Genomic DNA, 17,170 nt, shown 5'->3' with positions numbered 1-17,170 from the left:
TCCGTCGTGAAGAGGGAAACAACCCAGACCGCCGGCTAAGGTCCCAAAGTTCTGGTTAAGTGGGAAACGATGTGGGAAGGCTCAGACAGCTAGGATGTTGGCTTAGAAGCAGCCATCATTTAAAGAAAGCGTAATAGCTCACTAGTCGAGTCGGCCTGCGCGGAAGATGTAACGGGGCTCAAACCAGGCACCGAAGCCGCGGATTCACACTAAGTGTGAGTGGTAGGGGAGCGTTCTGTAAGTCTGCGAAGGTGTGTCGAGAGGTATGCTGGAGATATCAGAAGTGCGAATGCTGACGTAAGTAACGATAAAGGGGGTGAAAAGCCTCCTCGCCGGAAGACCAAGGGTTCCTGTCCAACGTTAATCGGGGCAGGGTGAGTCGACCCCTAAGGCGAGGCCGAAAGGCGTAGTCGATGGGAAGCAGGTTAATATTCCTGCACGACTTGTAATTGCGATGGGGGGACGGAGAAGGCTAGGTGGGCCAGGCGACGGTTGTCCTGGTGAAAGTGCGTAGGTGGTGTTTCTAGGCAAATCCGGAGACACAACACTGAGACACGAGACGAACGCACCACGGTGCGGAAGCCATTGATGCCCTGCTTCCAGGAAAAGCCTCTAAGCTTCAGATTACAAGTCATCGTACCCCAAACCGACACAGGTGGTCGGGTAGAGAATACCAAGGCGCTTGAGAGAACTCGGGTGAAGGAACTAGGCAAAATAGAACCGTAACTTCGGGAGAAGGTTCGCTCTTGTTGGTGAAGTCCCTTGCGGATGGAGCTGACGGGAGTCGCAGTGACCAGATGGCTGGGACTGTTTATCAAAAACACAGCACTCTGCAAACACGAAAGTGGACGTATAGGGTGTGACACCTGCCCGGTGCCGGAAGGTTAATTGATGGGGTTAGCGCAAGCGAAGCTCTTGATCGAAGCCCCGGTAAACGGCGGCCGTAACTATAACGGTCCTAAGGTAGCGAAATTCCTTGTCGGGTAAGTTCCGACCTGCACGAATGGTGTAACCATGGCCATGCTGTCTCCACCCGAGACTCAGTGAAATCGAATTCGCCGTGAAGATGCGGTGTACCCGCGGCTAGACGGAAAGACCCCGTGAACCTTTACTACAGCTTGGCACTGAACATTGAACCTACATGTGTAGGATAGGTGGGAGGCTTTGAAGGCGTGACGCCAGTTGCGCTGGAGCCGTCCTTGAAATACCACCCTTGTATGTTTGATGTTCTAACGCAGGGCCCTGAATCGGGCTCGCGGACAGTGCCTGGTGGGTAGTTTGACTGGGGCGGTCTCCTCCCAAAGAGTAACGGAGGAGCACGAAGGTTGGCTAATCCTGGTCGGACATCAGGAGGTTAGTGCAATGGCATAAGCCAGCTTAACTGCGAGACGGACAGGTCGAGCAGGTACGAAAGTAGGTCATAGTGATCCGGTGGTTCTGAATGGAAGGGCCATCGCTCAACGGATAAAAGGTACTCCGGGGATAACAGGCTGATACCGCCCAAGAGTTCATATCGACGGCGGTGTTTGGCACCTCGATGTCGGCTCATCACATCCTGGGGCTGAAGTCGGTCCCAAGGGTATGGCTGTTCGCCATTTAAAGTGGTACGCGAGCTGGGTTCAGAACGTCGTGAGACAGTTCGGTCCCTATCTGCCGTGGGCGTTGGATGATTGAAGGGAGTTGCTCCTAGTACGAGAGGACCGGAGTGAACGAACCTCTGGTGTTCGGGTTGTCACGCCAGTGGCACTGCCCGGTAGCTAAGTTCGGAATCGATAACCGCTGAAAGCATCTAAGCGGGAAGCGAGCCCTGAGATGAGTCATCCCTGACCCCTTGAGGGTCCTAAAGGGCCGTTGGAGACCACAACGTTGATAGGTGGGGTGTGTAAGCGCGGCGACGTGTTGAGCTAACCCATACTAATTACCCGTGAGGCTTAACCATACAACACCCAAGAAGTGTTCGAAGACTTGTAGCAAGTGCATGAACTACTTACAAATTCAGTGGTAATGACAAAGCAAACTAGCCGAGTTGTTATTCACGTCAGCTTTCTGGATTGAAGAATTTGCCTGGCGGCAATAGCGCAGTGGAACCACCTGACCCCATGCCGAACTCAGAAGTGAAACGCTGTAGCGCCGATGGTAGTGTGGCATTCGCCATGCGAGAGTAGGACACTGCCAGGCACCCAATTAAACAGCGATGTACAAAATCACATCACTGGCTGCGAGGATGACACCTCATAAACAAGCAGCAACAGCTTTAGCGAAAGCTAACCGAATGCGGAGCGGTAGTTCAGTCGGTTAGAATACCGGCCTGTCACGCCGGGGGTCGCGGGTTCGAGTCCCGTCCGCTCCGCCACTAATTGAAAGGCCTTCCCTGACGGGAAGGCCTTTTTGCTATCCGGCATTTGTGCATGGTGCGCTCTAGCGCCTCATGCAAGCACAGCCTGATGTTCACCCCCCTTCCGTAAAGCTCCAACATCCTGCACCAACCCAGATAATTCTTCAGGTAAGACGTCGCCACTCCGTGGAATCGCTCCATCCACTCCTTTAGCCTGTGGTGATATCCGTTCACATGTTGAGTGTGGTAGGCACCGGCTATCACTCGCTGTCCCACCCGGTTATGCAGCACTTGATGGCTCAGTCCCTGGCTGCGGGCAAAGCTCGCATACATCCCTGCGCCATCACTGCACAGCACCGCATCCTTGTCCACCAGCGGCGCCAGGACCGCCTTCACATGCTTGGCATCCAGCTGAGCTAGTTGGAAGTCGGCCAGATGATCTTCTCTGTCTTGCACCACGACGACCGGGATATAATCCGGTCCCGTTCCTCGGGTACGTCCTTTGCCACCCCGCAGCCTAACAGGTCGTGACCAGACAAACTGGCCTTTGAAGGACTCTAGGAAGAAGGTCTCGTCCACTTCCACAATCCCCCCCTTCATGGTCGGCACGATGCTCCGCCATGGCGCGCAGAAAGCGATGGCGCCACAGGAAAGCTGTGTTCTTGCAGACTCCGCAGCGCCGGGCTGCTTCTCTGATGGTCAGCCCCTCGATGAGGGCCTGCGCATAGTCTTGCCAGCATTGGGATTTTCTCCGGCGTGCCAATGGCGTCTTGGTCAAGGTAGAGCAGGTCCGCAAGCATGGTTTGCAACGGTTGCGCATGACAATGGGACAAGCAGGGCATTAATAGGAGGGGGCAAGCTGAGTTGCTGCAACTCACGCCGAGCGATATGTCGTTGTCGAAGAGAGAGTTGTGGGAACAGGGTAAGGAGATGTTGGAAGGCTTGGGTGTCCATGATGGAGGCCCTCAAGGTGATGACTTACTCCAAGGCTAGCCTTCCAACACATAATTGGGACAGAGGCAAAAGAAAAGGGGACGGCGTCTGCCGTCCCCTCAAGTCATTTCGTCCAGTCCATGAACTGCCATGCTCCCTGCAATCCTTGACTCTATCCTTTCCTTTGGAATTTCCCCTTCCCAATCCGTTGGGGTGTCCTGTGGCCTTCCTAGCCTGGCAATCGATCCTGATTGCTTCACCCTCTCCATCCTGGAGGTGTCCGTTACCACATCCCGTGGTGTTCCTTGCGTCTTCCTGACAGATAACCACCCTGGCTATCTCGCTTCATCCTGAAGCTGTTCCTGACCGCATCTTGCGGCGTCCTTTCGTCCTTGCGAGTGACTGTCCTTGCCACTCAGCCTCTTCCTGAGGTGTCCTGAGACCGCATCCTGCAGTTGTCCTGTCGCTCCCTGTGATGACTATCCAAGTCATCGGCCTCATCCCGAGGTGTTCCTGATCCACGTCCTGTGGATTATTCCCTGTTTATTCGCCGTTCCTGCATCCTGCCGAACCGGCTCGTCCTTGTGAGACCCATAGTAAGGCAATCGTGTACATGTACAAGGCGGGCAAGGCGACAGGCGCAGGCCGCGGTGTGAATCACTCGTCCATCGCCAAGCTTATTATTTATTTATATCAATGACTTAGTTGGTTTCTTTGGAAAGTATATCCCGCCCGGGATGGCTTTGCGTACGGTTCAACACTGAGGGGTCTTACAGGGGGAATGGCAGATCTCTCACAAGCGGAAATCGGGAGGAAAACGATGGTACAGCCGCTTCAATCAGGGGTGTAAGAGTTCAAAATTATTTGAATTTTTATGCTTTAAAAGTAGACAAAAGCCGAGATAAATCTCGGCTTTGTATTGTCTGCTGGTTTCTTTAGCTGACCCTTGTCCCAGGAGTCGGGTAGGCCTTGCGCAGTGATTCGGGAGCCAGCACTTCCAGATCGCCGCTCATGTTGTTCAGCCAGGAGCGGAACTCGGGCGTATCCTGCACTTCGGTCTCCACCACCACGCTGCGCTTGTCGTAGCGGGTCATGCGCGGATTGTGCCCAGGGATCTGCCCGTCGATCAGGGTAGGGCAGTTGGCATCGATACGGCCGACGAAGCGGATCGGGCCGCTGACGTCCTGATAACCCTGGTCGCGGATCAGCTTCTGGATGTTGAAATCCTTCGGCTGGGTCGCGCTGAAGTTGGTCAGCTCCACGTTCTTGATGTGATCGAACGGAATGCCATAGACCTTGGGATCCAGCTCGGACAGGGTGCAGAGCAGGATGGGGCCGTCGGACTGGTTCAGGATCCCGAGCGGGTTGATGCGGTCGTAGCAGAGCCACACGGTGCGTTCCTTGATGACGCGCTGGATCTCGGCGCTGAACTTGCGACCGCGCCAGAGGGCGTCGCGGATCAGGGTGCTGCGGCGGATCTCCGGGTTGCCGGCAAACGGACGCGGCGACTGATGCACGCTCTCCAGCCAGCGCTCGGCCAGTTCGCTCTGGCTGTCGCGGATCACCTGGCCGGCCTTGTCGACCAGCGGGTTCAATTCGGTCAGCACGCTCGCCGGCAGCAGTTGGCTCGCCTGATCGCTCCAGGTCTTCAGGGCCACAGCCAGAGAGAGCGGCATGATGTTGGCAAAATCGTTGAGGCCATGGCGCTCGAAGCACCAGCCATGGGGTTTGCTGCGTTCATCAGAGGTGAGGTCGAACAGCCCCATGCCGGACATCTCTTCCAGGTCCCGTTGCACGGTACGGAGACTGACATGAATGCCTTCCTCTTCCAGTTTTACCTGGAGCTGGCTGGCGGTCAGCTTGTAAGGGCGGTGCGGGATGCAACGCGCCAAGGTCAGTTGTCGTAACAGCTTCTTACTCATGGTGCATGCCTTCACTGGTTTAGCGTTGAGTGTATCCTAGCCATGGCCTGCGACAGTCTATGTCGCAAGTTTTGCTGCGACAACTGTCGCCATTTTCATACATAATTTTGTAAGATAATGATAAATAAAGTAAAAAATGAGATTTTAAGGTCTGTTTGGGGCTTTTTTTTGCTGAAATTAAGCCTCGGCAGGATTGTCCCCATCCTGATGGCAGAGGGGGGAATGGGGTCCGGAGCGTATCGGGAGGGGGAAATGCGGTGAGGCACCAGCCCTCACCGCCAGGGGTCATCAGGCCAGCCAGGACCAGGCAGACTTGGTGATGGCCGCACCTATCATGTAGCCGAATACCGCGATCGCGGCGATGCCAGCCACGAGTTTCTGGCCGCGGGCCGGCCGCTTGAGCGCCATGACGCCGAGACCTATGTAGACCACCAGGGCGATCAGCTTGCCCATCAGCCAGGGCTGCTGACCTGGGCTCATCTGCAGGGTCACCGCCAACAGGATCCCGAACAGCAACAGGAAGGTGTCGTTGACATGGGGCAGGATCTTCAGCCACTTCTGCTGCAACCGCTCGCTGCCGCCGAGCGCCAGGCTCCAGCGGTAGACGAACAGCAGCAGGCTGACCAGGGCCAGGGTCATGTGCAGGTGTTTGAGCATGGGGTAATAGGCAATCATATTGCTTCCTTGTCGTTGTCGGGCAGACCGCTGTTCCAGTTGTGGGCGTGGGTACGCTCCTGCCCTTCCTGATCGTCTTGCAGCAGGTCGGAGAGGATTTCGCGGTATTGCAGGCTCTTGTTGATATAGGTGTGTTCGTCGTCCAGGTAGTTGACCTGTTCCCGCAGCAGCCGGTTGTCATACTGCTTGAACATCTGGCCGGCCCGCCAGGCCTGGTTGGCCCGGAATCCCAGCTGCGTCAGGGCCTCGACCCCGAGATCCACCGCCGACCCCAGGGTTTCCCGGTACACGCTGTCGATCCCGTGGCGCAGGATCTCGTGGGCGTGGGGCCTGTCCTGGGCACGGGCCAGGATCCTGAGATGCGGGAAGTGTTTCTTCACCATCTCGATCACCGCGAGAGAGGTGGCCGGATCGTTGATGGAGAGCACCAGCAGCCTGGCCTTGTGGGCGCCGGCGGCGTGCAGCAGGTCGAGCCGGCTGGCATCGCCGTAGAATACCTGATAGCCGTACTTGCGCAGCATCTCGATCTGGCTGGCGTCCTGCTCGAGTATGGTGGTGCCGATGCCATGGCCGTGCAGCAGGCGCCCCACTATCTGACCGAAGCGGCCGAAGCCGGCGATGATGACAGGGTGCTCCACCAGTTCCGGCTGCTCGTGCTCCGGCTGGTCCTCCCGGTTGCGATAGTCGAACCAGGGCTGGATCACCCTGTCGTTCAGGATCAGCAAGAGCGGTGTCAGTGCCATGGAGAGCGCCACCACCAGGGTCAGCAGGGAGATGGTCTCCCCCGGCAGCACCTTGTTCTGGGCGGCGAACGAGAACAGCACGAAGGCGAATTCCCCACCCTGGGCCAGGGCCAGGGCGAAGGTCCAGCGCTGGCTGGGGGAGATACGAATGATGAGGCCGAGCCCCATCAGCACTCCCCATTTCAATACCATCAGGCCAATCACCAGGGTCGGGATGAGCAGGGGATGGGCGGCAAACAGGCTGAAGTCGATGCCGGCCCCCACCGACATGAAGAAGAGGCCGAGCAGCAGCCCCTTGAACGGCTCTATGTCCGCCTCCAACTCGTGGCGATATTCGCTGTCGGCCAGCACCACGCCGGCGAGGAAGGAGCCGAGGGCAGGGGAGAGGCCCACCGACTCCATCAGCACGGCGATGGCGATCACCAGCAGCAGGGCGGCGGCGACGAAGATCTCCCGCATGTGGGCCTCTGCGATGGCGCGGAACACGGGCCGCATCAGGTAGTGACCCCCCAGCACTATGCCGGCGATGGCGGCCACCACCAGCAGACCGTGTTGCCAGCCCGCCAGTTCGGGGCCGCCGCCGCTGGCCACGGGCGCGATGGCGAGCAGCGGCAGTATGGCCAGGATGGGGATGACGGCGATGTCCTGGAACAGCAGCACCGCAAAGCCGGATCGGCCGCTCTCGCTCTGCATCAGCCTGCGCTCCTGCAGGCTCTGCAGCACGATGGCGGTGGAGGAGAGCGCCAGAATGAGGCCGATGGCCAGCCCCTGCTGCCAGGGCAGGCCGATGAGGGAGGCGACTCCGGTCAGGGCGGCGCTGGTGAGCAGCACCTGCAGGCCGCCGGTGCCGAGGATGGGCCCCTTCAACTGCCAGAGCAGGGCAGGACGGAGCTCCAGGCCGACCAGAAACAGCATCAGCACCACCCCGAACTCGGCGAAGTGCATCACATCCTTCTGCTCCCCCACCAGGCCGAGCAGGAAGGGGCCGATGATGATGCCCGCCAGCAGGTAACCGAGCACCGATCCCAGCCCCCAGCGCTTGGCCAGCGGCACCGCGATCACCGCGGCAGAAAGATAGATCAGGGCGTCAAACAGCAATCCGTGTTCCATCAGTGACTCCTCCGCCCTCGTTGTCTCGTCTCGCTTCGTATCATGACAGTCCCTCCAGCAGATCCCGCAGATAGGCGCTGCCGGCGAGCTGGGCCGGCGTCAGCTGTTCGTCCCGCAGGGCACAGAGCAACTGGCGATAGTCCTGGCCGCAGCGGCGCAGCGCCTCCGGGTCACGGATCTTGTGAAAGGAGTGCAGCACGAAGGGTGGCAACCAGGTCATGCCGCACAGCTGTGCGGTCTGCTGGAACGGCAGCAGAAAGTCCAGCAGGGGACGCTGGTTGTAGCCGGCGCTGCAATAGGATTCGGGAGCCCCCCCCGTGGTGATGGCAGAGAGCCACTGCTTGCCGCTGAGGGCGTGGGCTTCCGGGCCGTAGGCGTAGCCGTACTCCAGTACCAGATCCATCCACTCCTTCATGATGGCCGGGCAGGAGTACCAGTAGAAGGGGTGCTGGAAGACGATGATGTCGTGCTCCGACAGCAGGCCCTGCTCCCGCTTCACGTCGATGAACATGTCGGGGTAGTGGTGGTAGAGGTCGTGCAGCGTGATGCCGTCCAGGCCGGACAAGGCCTGCAACAGTTGCTTGTTGGCCCGGGAACTCTGCAGCGCCGGGTGCGAGAAGATAACCAGAATGCGTTTCATGGGGTTCCTGAAGAGGTCTAGTACCGGCAAAAAAGGTGCATTGAGCAGCGACGTTATCAAGAAGCACCCTGGCCTGCCAGCATCGGGTGTGAATGACACCGTCACGGGGCATGGCGAGTCCCCGGCTGTGGCCGCGTCTGGCGGTCGATGGCCGTTATCTCGCGCGCTTTTGATCTCCCTCAGCTGGCGGGCTTGACCCTCCCCCAGGGCCAGGGGTTACCATGGGCCATCATTTCGTCAATGAGTCCTGTCATGGTCCTGACCCGTCGCCAACTCGCTCGCGCCCGTTGCTGGCTCCCCCTGTGGAGTCTGCTGATGGTGCTGATGTCGTTTGGCAGCCGGGCGGCCACCGATCTCTGTACCCTGACGCCCCATTGCAGCCAGAGCGAACGCACCCTGGAGAAGGCCATGCCCTGCGGCAGCTTCACCTCGGCGCTCGCCATGACGGTGCTCACCGCCGACAGCCTGACGGTGGCCCGGCTTGAGCCGGACTCCCCGGACTTCCTCTCCCCCTCCCTGTTCATGCCGGACGCGCCGTCCGAGCGACTGGAGCGTCCTCCCCGCCACCAAGGTTGAGTCGAGTTCCCCCGTTTTTTGGGCATTTCTTCTTATCCGAGGTGAGTTATGTACAAGTCCCTGTTGCTGGCCGTGGTGGCCGGTACCCTCAGTTTTTCTGCTCTGGCAGCCGAGCAGATGACCGTCTACAAGTCCAAGTACTGCGGCTGCTGCAAGACCTGGATCAAGCACATGGAAGAGAACGGCTTCGCAGTCAAGGTCGTGGAAACCGAAGAGCTTGAACCGGTCAAGCAGCAGCACGGTATCACCCCGCAGCTGGCGTCCTGCCACACCGGGGTGGTGAACGGCTATGTGGTGGAGGGGCATGTACCCGCCGCCGACGTGCAGAAGCTGCTCAAGGAGAAGCCGGCGATCCGCGGCCTGACCATTCCGGGCATGCCTCAGAGTGCGCCGGGCATGGACATTCCGGGTCAGCCCTATGAGGTGCTGAGCATAGACAAGGAGGGTGTGACCAGGGTCTGGTCGAGCTATCCCGGCTGATGAAGGCTGGCCGTGAGCAGGCACGCTTCCATCATGTGAGGCACACCTGAGCGAGCCCGTGCCGTTCGCGGTCAGGAAGGGGCCGCCATCGCGAGATGGCGGCCCTTTTTCGTCGATTTGGGGGGAAAGTCAGGGGATCGCTTGCAACCCCGGGCGACAAGGGGCAGATTGATCGCCAATTTATTTTCTCAGGGACAGTGCACCCTTTCGCCAGCCTGGTCACCGCATCGGCGGTACGGGTGGCGGCGTGTGCCGTCGATGTCTGGCGTTCCCCCGGGCCGTCAGCCCTGTTACTGCGCAGAGGATGCGACATGTTCACCTTTTCCCGAGGGTTGCTGCTGGCTTGCCTGCTGGTCGCCCCCTCTTCCCATGCCAATGAAGAGTCCACCATGCCTACAAGCGATACCTCCCTCCCGTCCGCCATTGTTCCCCCGGTGGCGGCCAAGCATCCCCATCCACTCAAGAAGCACGGGGACACGCGGGTCGACAACTACTACTGGTTGCGCGATGACGAGCGGCAGAAACCTGAGGTGCTGGACTATCTCAAGGCCGAAAACGCCTACACCGAGGCCATGCTCAAGCCGGCCAAGCCGCTGCGTGATCAGCTCTACCAGGAGATGGTGGCCCGCATTCCCCAGCAGGATGAGTCCGTTCCCTATGTGAAGAACGGCTACCGTTACCAGACCCGCTACGAGCCGGGCAAGGAGTACGCCATCTACTCCCGCAGCAAGGTGGAGGGGGACGAGGCGTCCAGCCTGCTGCTGGACGGCAACCAACGGGCCGAGGGGCACGACTTCTATTCTCTGGGAGCCCTGGAGGTGAGCCGCAACAACCGCTGGCTGGCGGTGGCGGAGGACTTCCTCTCCCGCCGTCAATACAAGATCCAGTTCCTGGATCTGGAGAGCGGCAAATGGGCCGCCGACGTCCTCGAGAACACCTCGGGCAACCTGGTGTGGGCCAACGACAGCAAGACGGTGTTCTATGTGCGCAAGCACCCCCAGACCCTGCTGCCCTATCAGGTCTATCGCCACACCCTCGGCACGGATCCGGCCAAGGATCAGCTGGTCTACGAGGAGAAGGACGACAGCTTCTACGTCAGCCTCTACGCCACCACCTCGGAAGACTTCATCGTCATCGCCCTCTCCAGCACCACCACCAGCGAGGCGCGCCTCATCGACGCCAATGTGCCGGGTCAGACGCCGCGACTGTTCCTGCCGCGCCAGGTGGACCACGAATACAGCCTGGATCACTACCGCGGCCGCTTCTACGTGCGCTCCAACAAGGACGGCAAGAACTTCGGCCTGTACGAGACCAGGGAGAGCCCGGTGGATCGCTGGAAGGCGGTGATCGCCCCCAATCCCGACGTGCTGCTGGAGAGCTACGCCCTGTTCAGGGACTGGCTGGTGCTGGAGGAGCGCAGCCAGGGGCTGACCCGGCTGCGTCAGGTCAACTGGCAGAGCGGCGAGCAGAAGGAGATCGCCTTCGACGACCCCGCCTACGTCACCTGGCTCGCCTACAACCCTGAGCCGGAGACGAGCGCCCTGCGCTATGGCTACTCCTCCATGACCACGCCGTCCTCCACCTATGAGCTCGACATGGACAGCGGCAAGCGCACCCTGCTCAAGCAGCAGCCGGTGGCGGGGTTCAAGGCGGACCAGTATGCCAGCGAGCGGCTCTGGATCGCCGCCCGCGACGGCGTCAAGGTGCCTGTCTCCCTGGTCTATCGCAAGGACAAGTTCAAGCAGGTCGGCCAGAATCCGCTGCTGGTCTATGGCTACGGATCCTACGGTGCCAGCATGGATCCGGACTTCAGCAGCTCGCGCCTGAGCCTGCTGGATCGCGGCTTCGTCTACGCCATCGCCCACGTGCGGGGTGGCGAGGAGCTGGGCCGCGCCTGGTATGAAGACGGCAAGCTGCTGAAGAAGCAGAACAGCTTCCACGACTTCATCGACGTGACCGAGGCGCTGGTGGCCCGGGGCTATGGCGCCAGAGATCAGGTCTACGCCATGGGGGGCAGCGCCGGCGGCCTGCTGATGGGGGCCGTCATCAACCAGGCGCCCCAGCTCTACCGCGGCGTGGTGGCCCAGGTGCCCTTCGTCGACGTGGTCACCACCATGCTGGACGAGTCCATTCCCCTCACCACGGGCGAGTACGACGAGTGGGGCAACCCGAACCAGAAGCGCTACTACGACTACATGCTGGCCTACAGCCCCTACGATCAGGTCAAGGCCCAGGCCTACCCCAATCTGCTGGTCACCACAGGGCTGCACGACTCCCAGGTGCAGTACTGGGAGCCCGCCAAGTGGGTCGCCAAGCTGCGGGAGCTGAAGACGGACGACAATCTGCTGCTGCTGAGCACCGACATGGACGCCGGTCACGGCGGCAAGTCGGGGCGCTTCAAGGCCTATGAGGACATCGCCCTGGAGTTCGCCTTCATCCTGGAGCTGGCCGGCAGCAAGGCGTGACCGCCTGGGTCGGATGAAAACGATTTGTAACTAAGCCCCGATCGGGCCGCCGGCGAAGGCGGTCGATCGGGGTTTCTGCATCCTGGTGGCGGCGACGTCATCGAGATGGTGTTTATGCTGGATATGGCCGTCATTTCGATAGAACACACCAGAATGGGAACCCTTGCCAGTCAAGGGTTACGAAAGAATCTGCCCACGTTTTTATTGCTTCCATTCGATGGCGCATCTAATTAATCTGCGGCAGAGAAATTGATGATCCGCTTCAAAATTCTCGCTATTTAAATCCACCATTTTGCTGTTTTGTTTGATTTATGTTGGCGCCATGTGCTTAATCGGGGGCGTTAACTCTTTTGAACTGGCCAGCCGTGGTCAGATCACCTCCGATCGGCATGACGCCGATTATCTCACCGCAGGATGATGGTGGCTGATGGCAGGGCGCTCGCCGCTCGACCATTTCCTCGTACGAGGCTGTACAGGCAGATCCGGTCTTAATGCGGGTCCGTCTCATATTCACCCGGGAATCGGGTGGGATAAATCAATGAAAAGGATGAAGAACATGAAAGGATTATCCTTGGCGTGCGCCCTGTCGGCTGCCCTGGTCGGTGTCTCTTTTGGTGGTCCGGTACAGGCGCAGGAGCGCTTCGTGACCATAGGCACCGGCGGTCAGACCGGCGTCTACTATGTGGCGGGCCAGTCCATCTGCCGCTTCCTCAACCGCGGCGCCGCCGATCACCAGATCAAGTGCAACGCACCGGCCAGTGGCGGTGGCGTGGCCAACGTCAACGGCATCCGCTCCGGTGAGTTCAACTTCGGCATCATGCAGTCCGACCACCAGTACAAGGCGATGAAGGGCGTAGAGCCGTTCAAGGCCGAAGGGGCCATGGACGACATCCGCGCCGTCTTCTCCCTGCAGAGCGAAGTGTTCACCATCCTGGCCCGCAAGGATGCCAAGGTCGCCGGCTTCGACGATCTCAAGGGCAAGCGCGTCAACATCGGCAACCCGGGTTCCGGCCAGCGGGACACCTTCGAAGAGATCATGGCCGTCAAGGGCTGGGACAAGTCCGCCTTCAGCCTGGTCTCCGAGCTCAAGCCCGCCGAGCAGGCCTCCGCCCTGGGTGACAACAACATCGACGCCATGAGCTACTTCGTGGGCCACCCGAACGGCGCCATCCAGGAAGCCTCCACCACCACGGACACCGTGCTGGTGCCGGTGACCGGCCCCGAGATCGACAAGCTGCTGGCCGAGAAGAGCTACTACAGCAAGGCCGAGATCCCCGGTGGCCTCTACAAGGGCAGCCCGAACCCGACCCCGTCCATCGGCGGCAAGGCGGTGCTCTCCACCAGCGCCAAGGCCGATCCGGAAGTGGTCTACCAGCTGGTCAAGTCCGTGTTCGACAACCTGGATCGCTTCAAGCGCCTGCACCCGGCCTTCGCCGACCTGAAAGAGGCCGACATGATCAAGGTGGGTCTCTCCGCCCCGCTGCATGAAGGCGCGGTCCGCTACTACAAGGAACGTGGCTGGATGTAATCCGGCTGCGGCTTCGGATGTGCCCCGGACTCGCTCCTCCTTAGGGGGAGCGAGTCCCGTTTATTGCAGCACCAACAGAGTCACACTATGCAGCAAACACAACAACAAGAGGCGCTCTCGGCCGAGGAGCTGATCGCCCAGGACGTGGGTGCCCGCCTGCCGGTCGGCGCCATGAGCTGGATCATCGCGGGCCTCGCGCTGGTCTGGTCCCTGTTCCAGCTCTGGATCGCCTCGCCACTGCCGTTCTCCCTCGGCGTCGGCGTGCTCAACGACACTGAAACCCGCTCGATCCACCTGGCCTTCGCCATCCTGCTCGCCTATCTGGTGTTCCCGGCCCTGCGCACCTCGCCGCGGGATCGGGTGCCCCTCGCCGACATCGCCCTCGGCCTCGTCGGCGCCGCCGTCGCCAGCTACCTGTTCGTCATGTATGACCAGCTGGCCCAGCGCCCCGGCAACCTGACCTCCATGGACTTCGCGGTCGCCTGCATCGGCATCCCGCTCCTGCTGGAAGCCGCCCGCCGAGCACTGGGCCCGGCCCTGGCGGTCATCGCCATCGTCTTCCTGGCCTACAGCCTGGCCGGCCCCTGGATGCCCTCCCTGCTGGCCCACCGCGGGGTGAGCCTGCACGCCCTGGCGAATCACCAGTGGATCACCACCGAAGGGGTGTTCGGCATCGCCCTCGGGGTCTCCACCAGCTTCGTCTTCCTGTTCGTGCTGTTCGGTGCCCTGCTCGAGCGTGCGGGTGCCGGTCACTACTTCATCCAGCTCGCCTTCAGCCTGTTGGGTCACCTGCGCGGCGGCCCGGCCAAGGCGGCCGTGGTGGCCTCGGCCCTGACCGGGGTCATCTCCGGCTCGTCCATTGCCAACGTGGTCACCACGGGCACCTTCACCATCCCCATGATGAAACGGGTCGGCTTTTCCAAGGAGAAGGCCGGTGCGGTGGAAGTGGCCTCCTCGGTCAATGGCCAGATCATGCCCCCCGTCATGGGCGCCGCGGCTTTCCTGATGGTGGAGTACGTGGGCATTCCCTACGTGGAGATCATCAAGCACGCCTTCCTGCCGGCGGCCATCTCCTATATCGCGCTGCTCTACATCGTCCATCTGGAGGCGCTCAAGCTCGGCATGGAGCCCATCGGCAACCGCCAGCCGCGCCCCTGGCTGCGCCGCCTGACCGGCTTCGCCTTCGGTGCCGCCCTCATCAGCGGCCTCTCCATGGCGGTCTACTACGGCCTGGGCTGGCTCAAGCCGGTGCTGGGCGACCATGCCCTGCCGGGGATCAGCCTGCTGCTGGCCGTCGCCTATCTGGGGTTGCTCAAGATAGCCGCGAGCAACGCACCGCTGCCTGCCGAGGATCCGGACAAGCCCCTGGACGAGCTGCCGGAGACCCGCTCCGTGCTGCTCTCCGGCCTGCACTTCCTGCTGCCCGTGGTGGTACTGGTGTGGTGCCTGATGGTGGAGCGCCTCTCCCCCGGGCTGTCGGCCTTCTGGGGCTCGGTGATGCTGATCATCATACTGCTGACCCAGCGGCCGCTGCTGAACTGGCTGCGCACCGACGGCAAGCATGACTACGGCAGCTTCACCGACGGCGTGGTGGACCTGCGCGAGGGGCTGATCGCCGGCGCCCGCAACATGATCGGCATCGGCATCGCCACCGCCACCGCCGGCATCATCGTCGGGGCCGTCTCCCAGACCGGCGTCGGCCTGGTGCTGGCGGATCTGGTGGAGTTCCTCTCCATGGGCAACCTGCTGCTCATGCTCATCCTCACCGCCCTGCTGAGCCTGATCCTCGGCATGGGGCTGCCGACCACCGCCAACTACATAGTGGTGTCGAGCCTGCTGGCGCCGGTGATCGTCACCCTGGGGCAGCAGAACGGCCTCATAGTGCCGCTCATCGCGGTGCACCTGTTCGTGTTCTACTTCGGCATCATGGCGGACGTGACCCCGCCGGTGGGGCTGGCTTCGTTCGCGGCGGCGGCCGTCTCCAAGGGCGATCCCATCAAGACCGGGATCACGGCGTTCTACTACAGCCTGCGCACCGCGGCGCTGCCCTTCCTGTTCATCTTCAACACCGATCTGCTGCTCATCAACGTGGACTTCGCCCACGGGGTGCTGATCTTCATCGTGGCCACGGTGGCCATGCTGATCTTCGCCGCCGCGACCCAGGGCTGGTTCCTGGTGAAGAGCCGCTGGTACGAGAGCCTGCTGCTGCTGCTGGTGGCCTTTACCCTGTTCCGCCCCGGCTTCTGGATGGATCTGCTGCACGACCCCTACCGTGACACGGCCCCGGCCGAGCTGGTGCAGACCATGGGGCAGGTGGAGGCCGAGAGCACCCTGCGCCTGCGTATGGAAGGGGAGGACGCGGTCGGCAAGCTGCGCCGCTTCACCGTGCTGCTGCCGGTGCCGGAGGGGACGAGCGGCGAGGATCGCCTGGCCAAGCTGGGGATCCAGACCTATGAACAGGACGGCAAGATCCTGATCGACACCGTCACCTTCGGCAGCCAGGCCGCCGATCTGGGGCTGGAGATGGATCAGCAGATCCTGAGCGTGAAGGCCCCCACCGAGCGCTGGCACAAGGAGCTGATGTGGCTGCCCGGCTTCCTGCTGTTCGGCGTCATCGTCTGGCTGCAACGCCGGCGGGCGGTGCGTCCCTGAGCCTCGACCATAAAAACGGCGCCTTCGGGCGCCGTTTTCAATGCTGGGGGGAGGTGATGCCGGCCGCCGCCTCTGCAGCAGACCACGGGCATACCGGGAGGGCTAGTTTGATTGAACCTGCTTCTGCTTTTGCAGCAGATCCAGGGTCTGCTGTTCCTGCGGGCTCAGGCCCAGCTGCTCGCAGGCTTGCTCAAAACTGATGCCAAGGTGGCACATCATGATGTCGATGGCGGGCAGGTAGTTGGTCATTGCGTCTTCCATGGTGATCCTCCGGAGCTGTCTCTTATGCCCGAGCCGTGAGGAGGGGGCAATTAGACTTTAGGCGTAGGGTGCCATCTGCTTCGCCCCCTGCCACTGCCCGGGGGAATTTGCTACTCTTGCGTGCACTAAAGAGGTTGCCGTCCGAGTGCGAGCAGCCGGTGAGGAGCAGGGCATGTTATTGAGTTTCTTGATCATCGCATCGGGCTGGTGGCACATCCGCGCGGCCTACGGCTCAGACCCTCGTCAGTTCTACATCAGCAAGCCGCTGACCATGCTGTTCATCATCGCCCTGGCATTCGGCTACCAGAGCGACGACCACAACGGTTCTCATGCCTGGATCCTGCTGGGCCTCTGCCTGTCGCTGGCCGGGGACGTGCTGCTGATGCTGCCAAGGGATCGTTTCATCCAGGGGCTGGCGGCATTTCTTGTCGCGCACCTCTGCTACATCGTCGGCTTCGCTCAGGGCCCCCTGGTGCTCAAGCTGGTGGACGGTCTGCTGCTGCTGGGGCTGGCCGGCATGGTGTTCGGCCTGCTGTGGAGCAAGCTCGGCGAGATGCGGATCCCCGTCTTCTGCTACATGCTGGTGATCATCGCCATGGCCTGGGTGGCCGCCGGTGCCTGGCACGCCTCCCTCACCGCCGGCAGCGCCGCCGCCCTGGTGGGGGCCCTGATGTTCCTCTTCTCCGACAGCATGCTGGCCCTTGACCGTTTCCGTCGCCCCTTCCCCCATGCCACGGCCTGGATCATGAGCAGCTACTTCGCCGCCCAGTTCCTGATCGCCGCTTCGCTGGCAGGCTGAGGGTGTCGGAGTTGTCTCCTCGCTGAGGGGGGCACAGACAAAAAACGGGCC

General features: G+C 61.2%; 11 protein-coding genes, 1 tRNA gene, 2 rRNA genes and 1 pseudogene (1 of these 15 running past the window's edge). 9 read left to right on the top strand and 6 right to left on the bottom strand.

What is annotated here, in order from left to right; genetic code table 11:
* The 3 genes from R2B70_RS18680 to R2B70_RS18670 all read left to right on the top strand — a co-directional run.
* Positions 1-1,939: ribosomal RNA gene (locus tag R2B70_RS18680) — 23S ribosomal RNA — on the top strand; it begins 950 nt to the left of the window's first position.
* Positions 1,940-2,063: 124 nt separating this feature from the next.
* Positions 2,064-2,178: ribosomal RNA gene (gene rrf, locus R2B70_RS18675) — 5S ribosomal RNA — on the top strand.
* Between the two features lie 98 nt (positions 2,179-2,276).
* Positions 2,277-2,353, top strand: a tRNA-Asp gene (locus R2B70_RS18670).
* On the opposite strand, the pseudogene R2B70_RS18665 reads toward R2B70_RS18670, so the two are convergent.
* From R2B70_RS18665 to R2B70_RS18645, 5 genes and pseudogenes are all read right to left on the bottom strand, one after another.
* Positions 2,354-3,289, bottom strand: a pseudogene (locus R2B70_RS18665) (IS1595 family transposase).
* 914 nt (positions 3,290-4,203) lie between these two features.
* Positions 4,204-5,190 (bottom strand): helix-turn-helix transcriptional regulator, encoded by a 987-nt coding sequence (locus tag R2B70_RS18660; RefSeq protein WP_042076108.1) that lies wholly within the window; start codon positions 5,188-5,190, stop codon positions 4,204-4,206.
* A 288-nt stretch (positions 5,191-5,478) separates the two neighbouring features.
* Positions 5,479-5,865 (bottom strand): SirB2 family protein, encoded by a 387-nt coding sequence (locus R2B70_RS18655; protein WP_042076111.1) that lies wholly within the window; start codon positions 5,863-5,865, stop codon positions 5,479-5,481.
* Positions 5,862-7,718 (bottom strand): monovalent cation:proton antiporter-2 (CPA2) family protein, encoded by a 1,857-nt coding sequence (locus tag R2B70_RS18650; RefSeq protein WP_318162207.1) that lies wholly within the window; start codon positions 7,716-7,718, stop codon positions 5,862-5,864. The genes R2B70_RS18655 and R2B70_RS18650 overlap by 4 nt, the downstream gene beginning before the upstream one ends.
* A 40-nt stretch (positions 7,719-7,758) precedes the next feature.
* Positions 7,759-8,358 carry an NAD(P)H-dependent oxidoreductase gene (locus R2B70_RS18645; RefSeq protein ID WP_042076115.1) on the bottom strand — a complete coding sequence of 200 codons (600 nt, stop codon included), beginning with the start codon at positions 8,356-8,358 and terminating at the stop codon, positions 7,759-7,761.
* Positions 8,359-8,610: 252 nt separating this feature from the next.
* On the opposite strand from R2B70_RS18645, the gene R2B70_RS18640 reads away from it, so the two are divergent.
* The 5 genes from R2B70_RS18640 to R2B70_RS18620 all read left to right on the top strand — a co-directional run bounded on the left by R2B70_RS18640 (position 8,611) and on the right by R2B70_RS18620 (position 16,059).
* Positions 8,611-8,934: a hypothetical protein gene (locus tag R2B70_RS18640; protein ID WP_318162206.1), complete on the top strand. Its 324-nt coding sequence runs from the start codon at positions 8,611-8,613 to the stop codon at positions 8,932-8,934.
* A gap of 48 nt (positions 8,935-8,982) precedes the next feature.
* Positions 8,983-9,414, top strand: coding sequence for a DUF411 domain-containing protein (locus R2B70_RS18635; protein WP_318162205.1), 432 nt, complete (start codon positions 8,983-8,985; stop codon positions 9,412-9,414).
* Between the two features lie 311 nt (positions 9,415-9,725).
* On the top strand, positions 9,726-11,879 hold the full coding sequence (locus R2B70_RS18630) for a S9 family peptidase (RefSeq protein WP_318162204.1): 2,154 nt from the start codon (positions 9,726-9,728) through the stop codon (positions 11,877-11,879).
* Positions 11,880-12,435: 556 nt separating this feature from the next.
* Positions 12,436-13,407, top strand: a complete 972-nt coding sequence (locus R2B70_RS18625) for a TAXI family TRAP transporter solute-binding subunit (protein WP_042076184.1) — start codon at positions 12,436-12,438, stop codon at positions 13,405-13,407.
* 87 nt (positions 13,408-13,494) lie between these two features.
* Positions 13,495-16,059, top strand: coding sequence for a TRAP transporter permease (locus R2B70_RS18620; RefSeq protein WP_318162203.1), 2,565 nt, complete (start codon positions 13,495-13,497; stop codon positions 16,057-16,059).
* Between the two features lie 102 nt (positions 16,060-16,161).
* Here R2B70_RS18620 and R2B70_RS18615 read toward each other — a convergent pair whose 3' ends face one another.
* Positions 16,162-16,320 carry a hypothetical protein gene (locus R2B70_RS18615; RefSeq protein WP_084202639.1) on the bottom strand — a complete coding sequence of 53 codons (159 nt, stop codon included), beginning with the start codon at positions 16,318-16,320 and terminating at the stop codon, positions 16,162-16,164.
* A gap of 172 nt (positions 16,321-16,492) precedes the next feature.
* Here R2B70_RS18615 and R2B70_RS18610 point away from each other — a divergent pair, with 172 nt between their 5' ends.
* On the top strand, positions 16,493-17,119 hold the full coding sequence (locus R2B70_RS18610) for a lysoplasmalogenase (RefSeq protein ID WP_042076122.1): 627 nt from the start codon (positions 16,493-16,495) through the stop codon (positions 17,117-17,119).
* Positions 17,120-17,170: the final 51 nt, after the last annotated feature.

It is taken from the genome of Aeromonas sp. XH, from assembly GCF_033348475.1.
Classification (GTDB): domain Bacteria; phylum Pseudomonadota; class Gammaproteobacteria; order Enterobacterales; family Aeromonadaceae; genus Aeromonas; species Aeromonas sanarellii.
The sequence above is the reverse complement of the archived record's forward strand: the minus strand, read 5'-3'. Positions and strand labels throughout refer to the sequence as shown.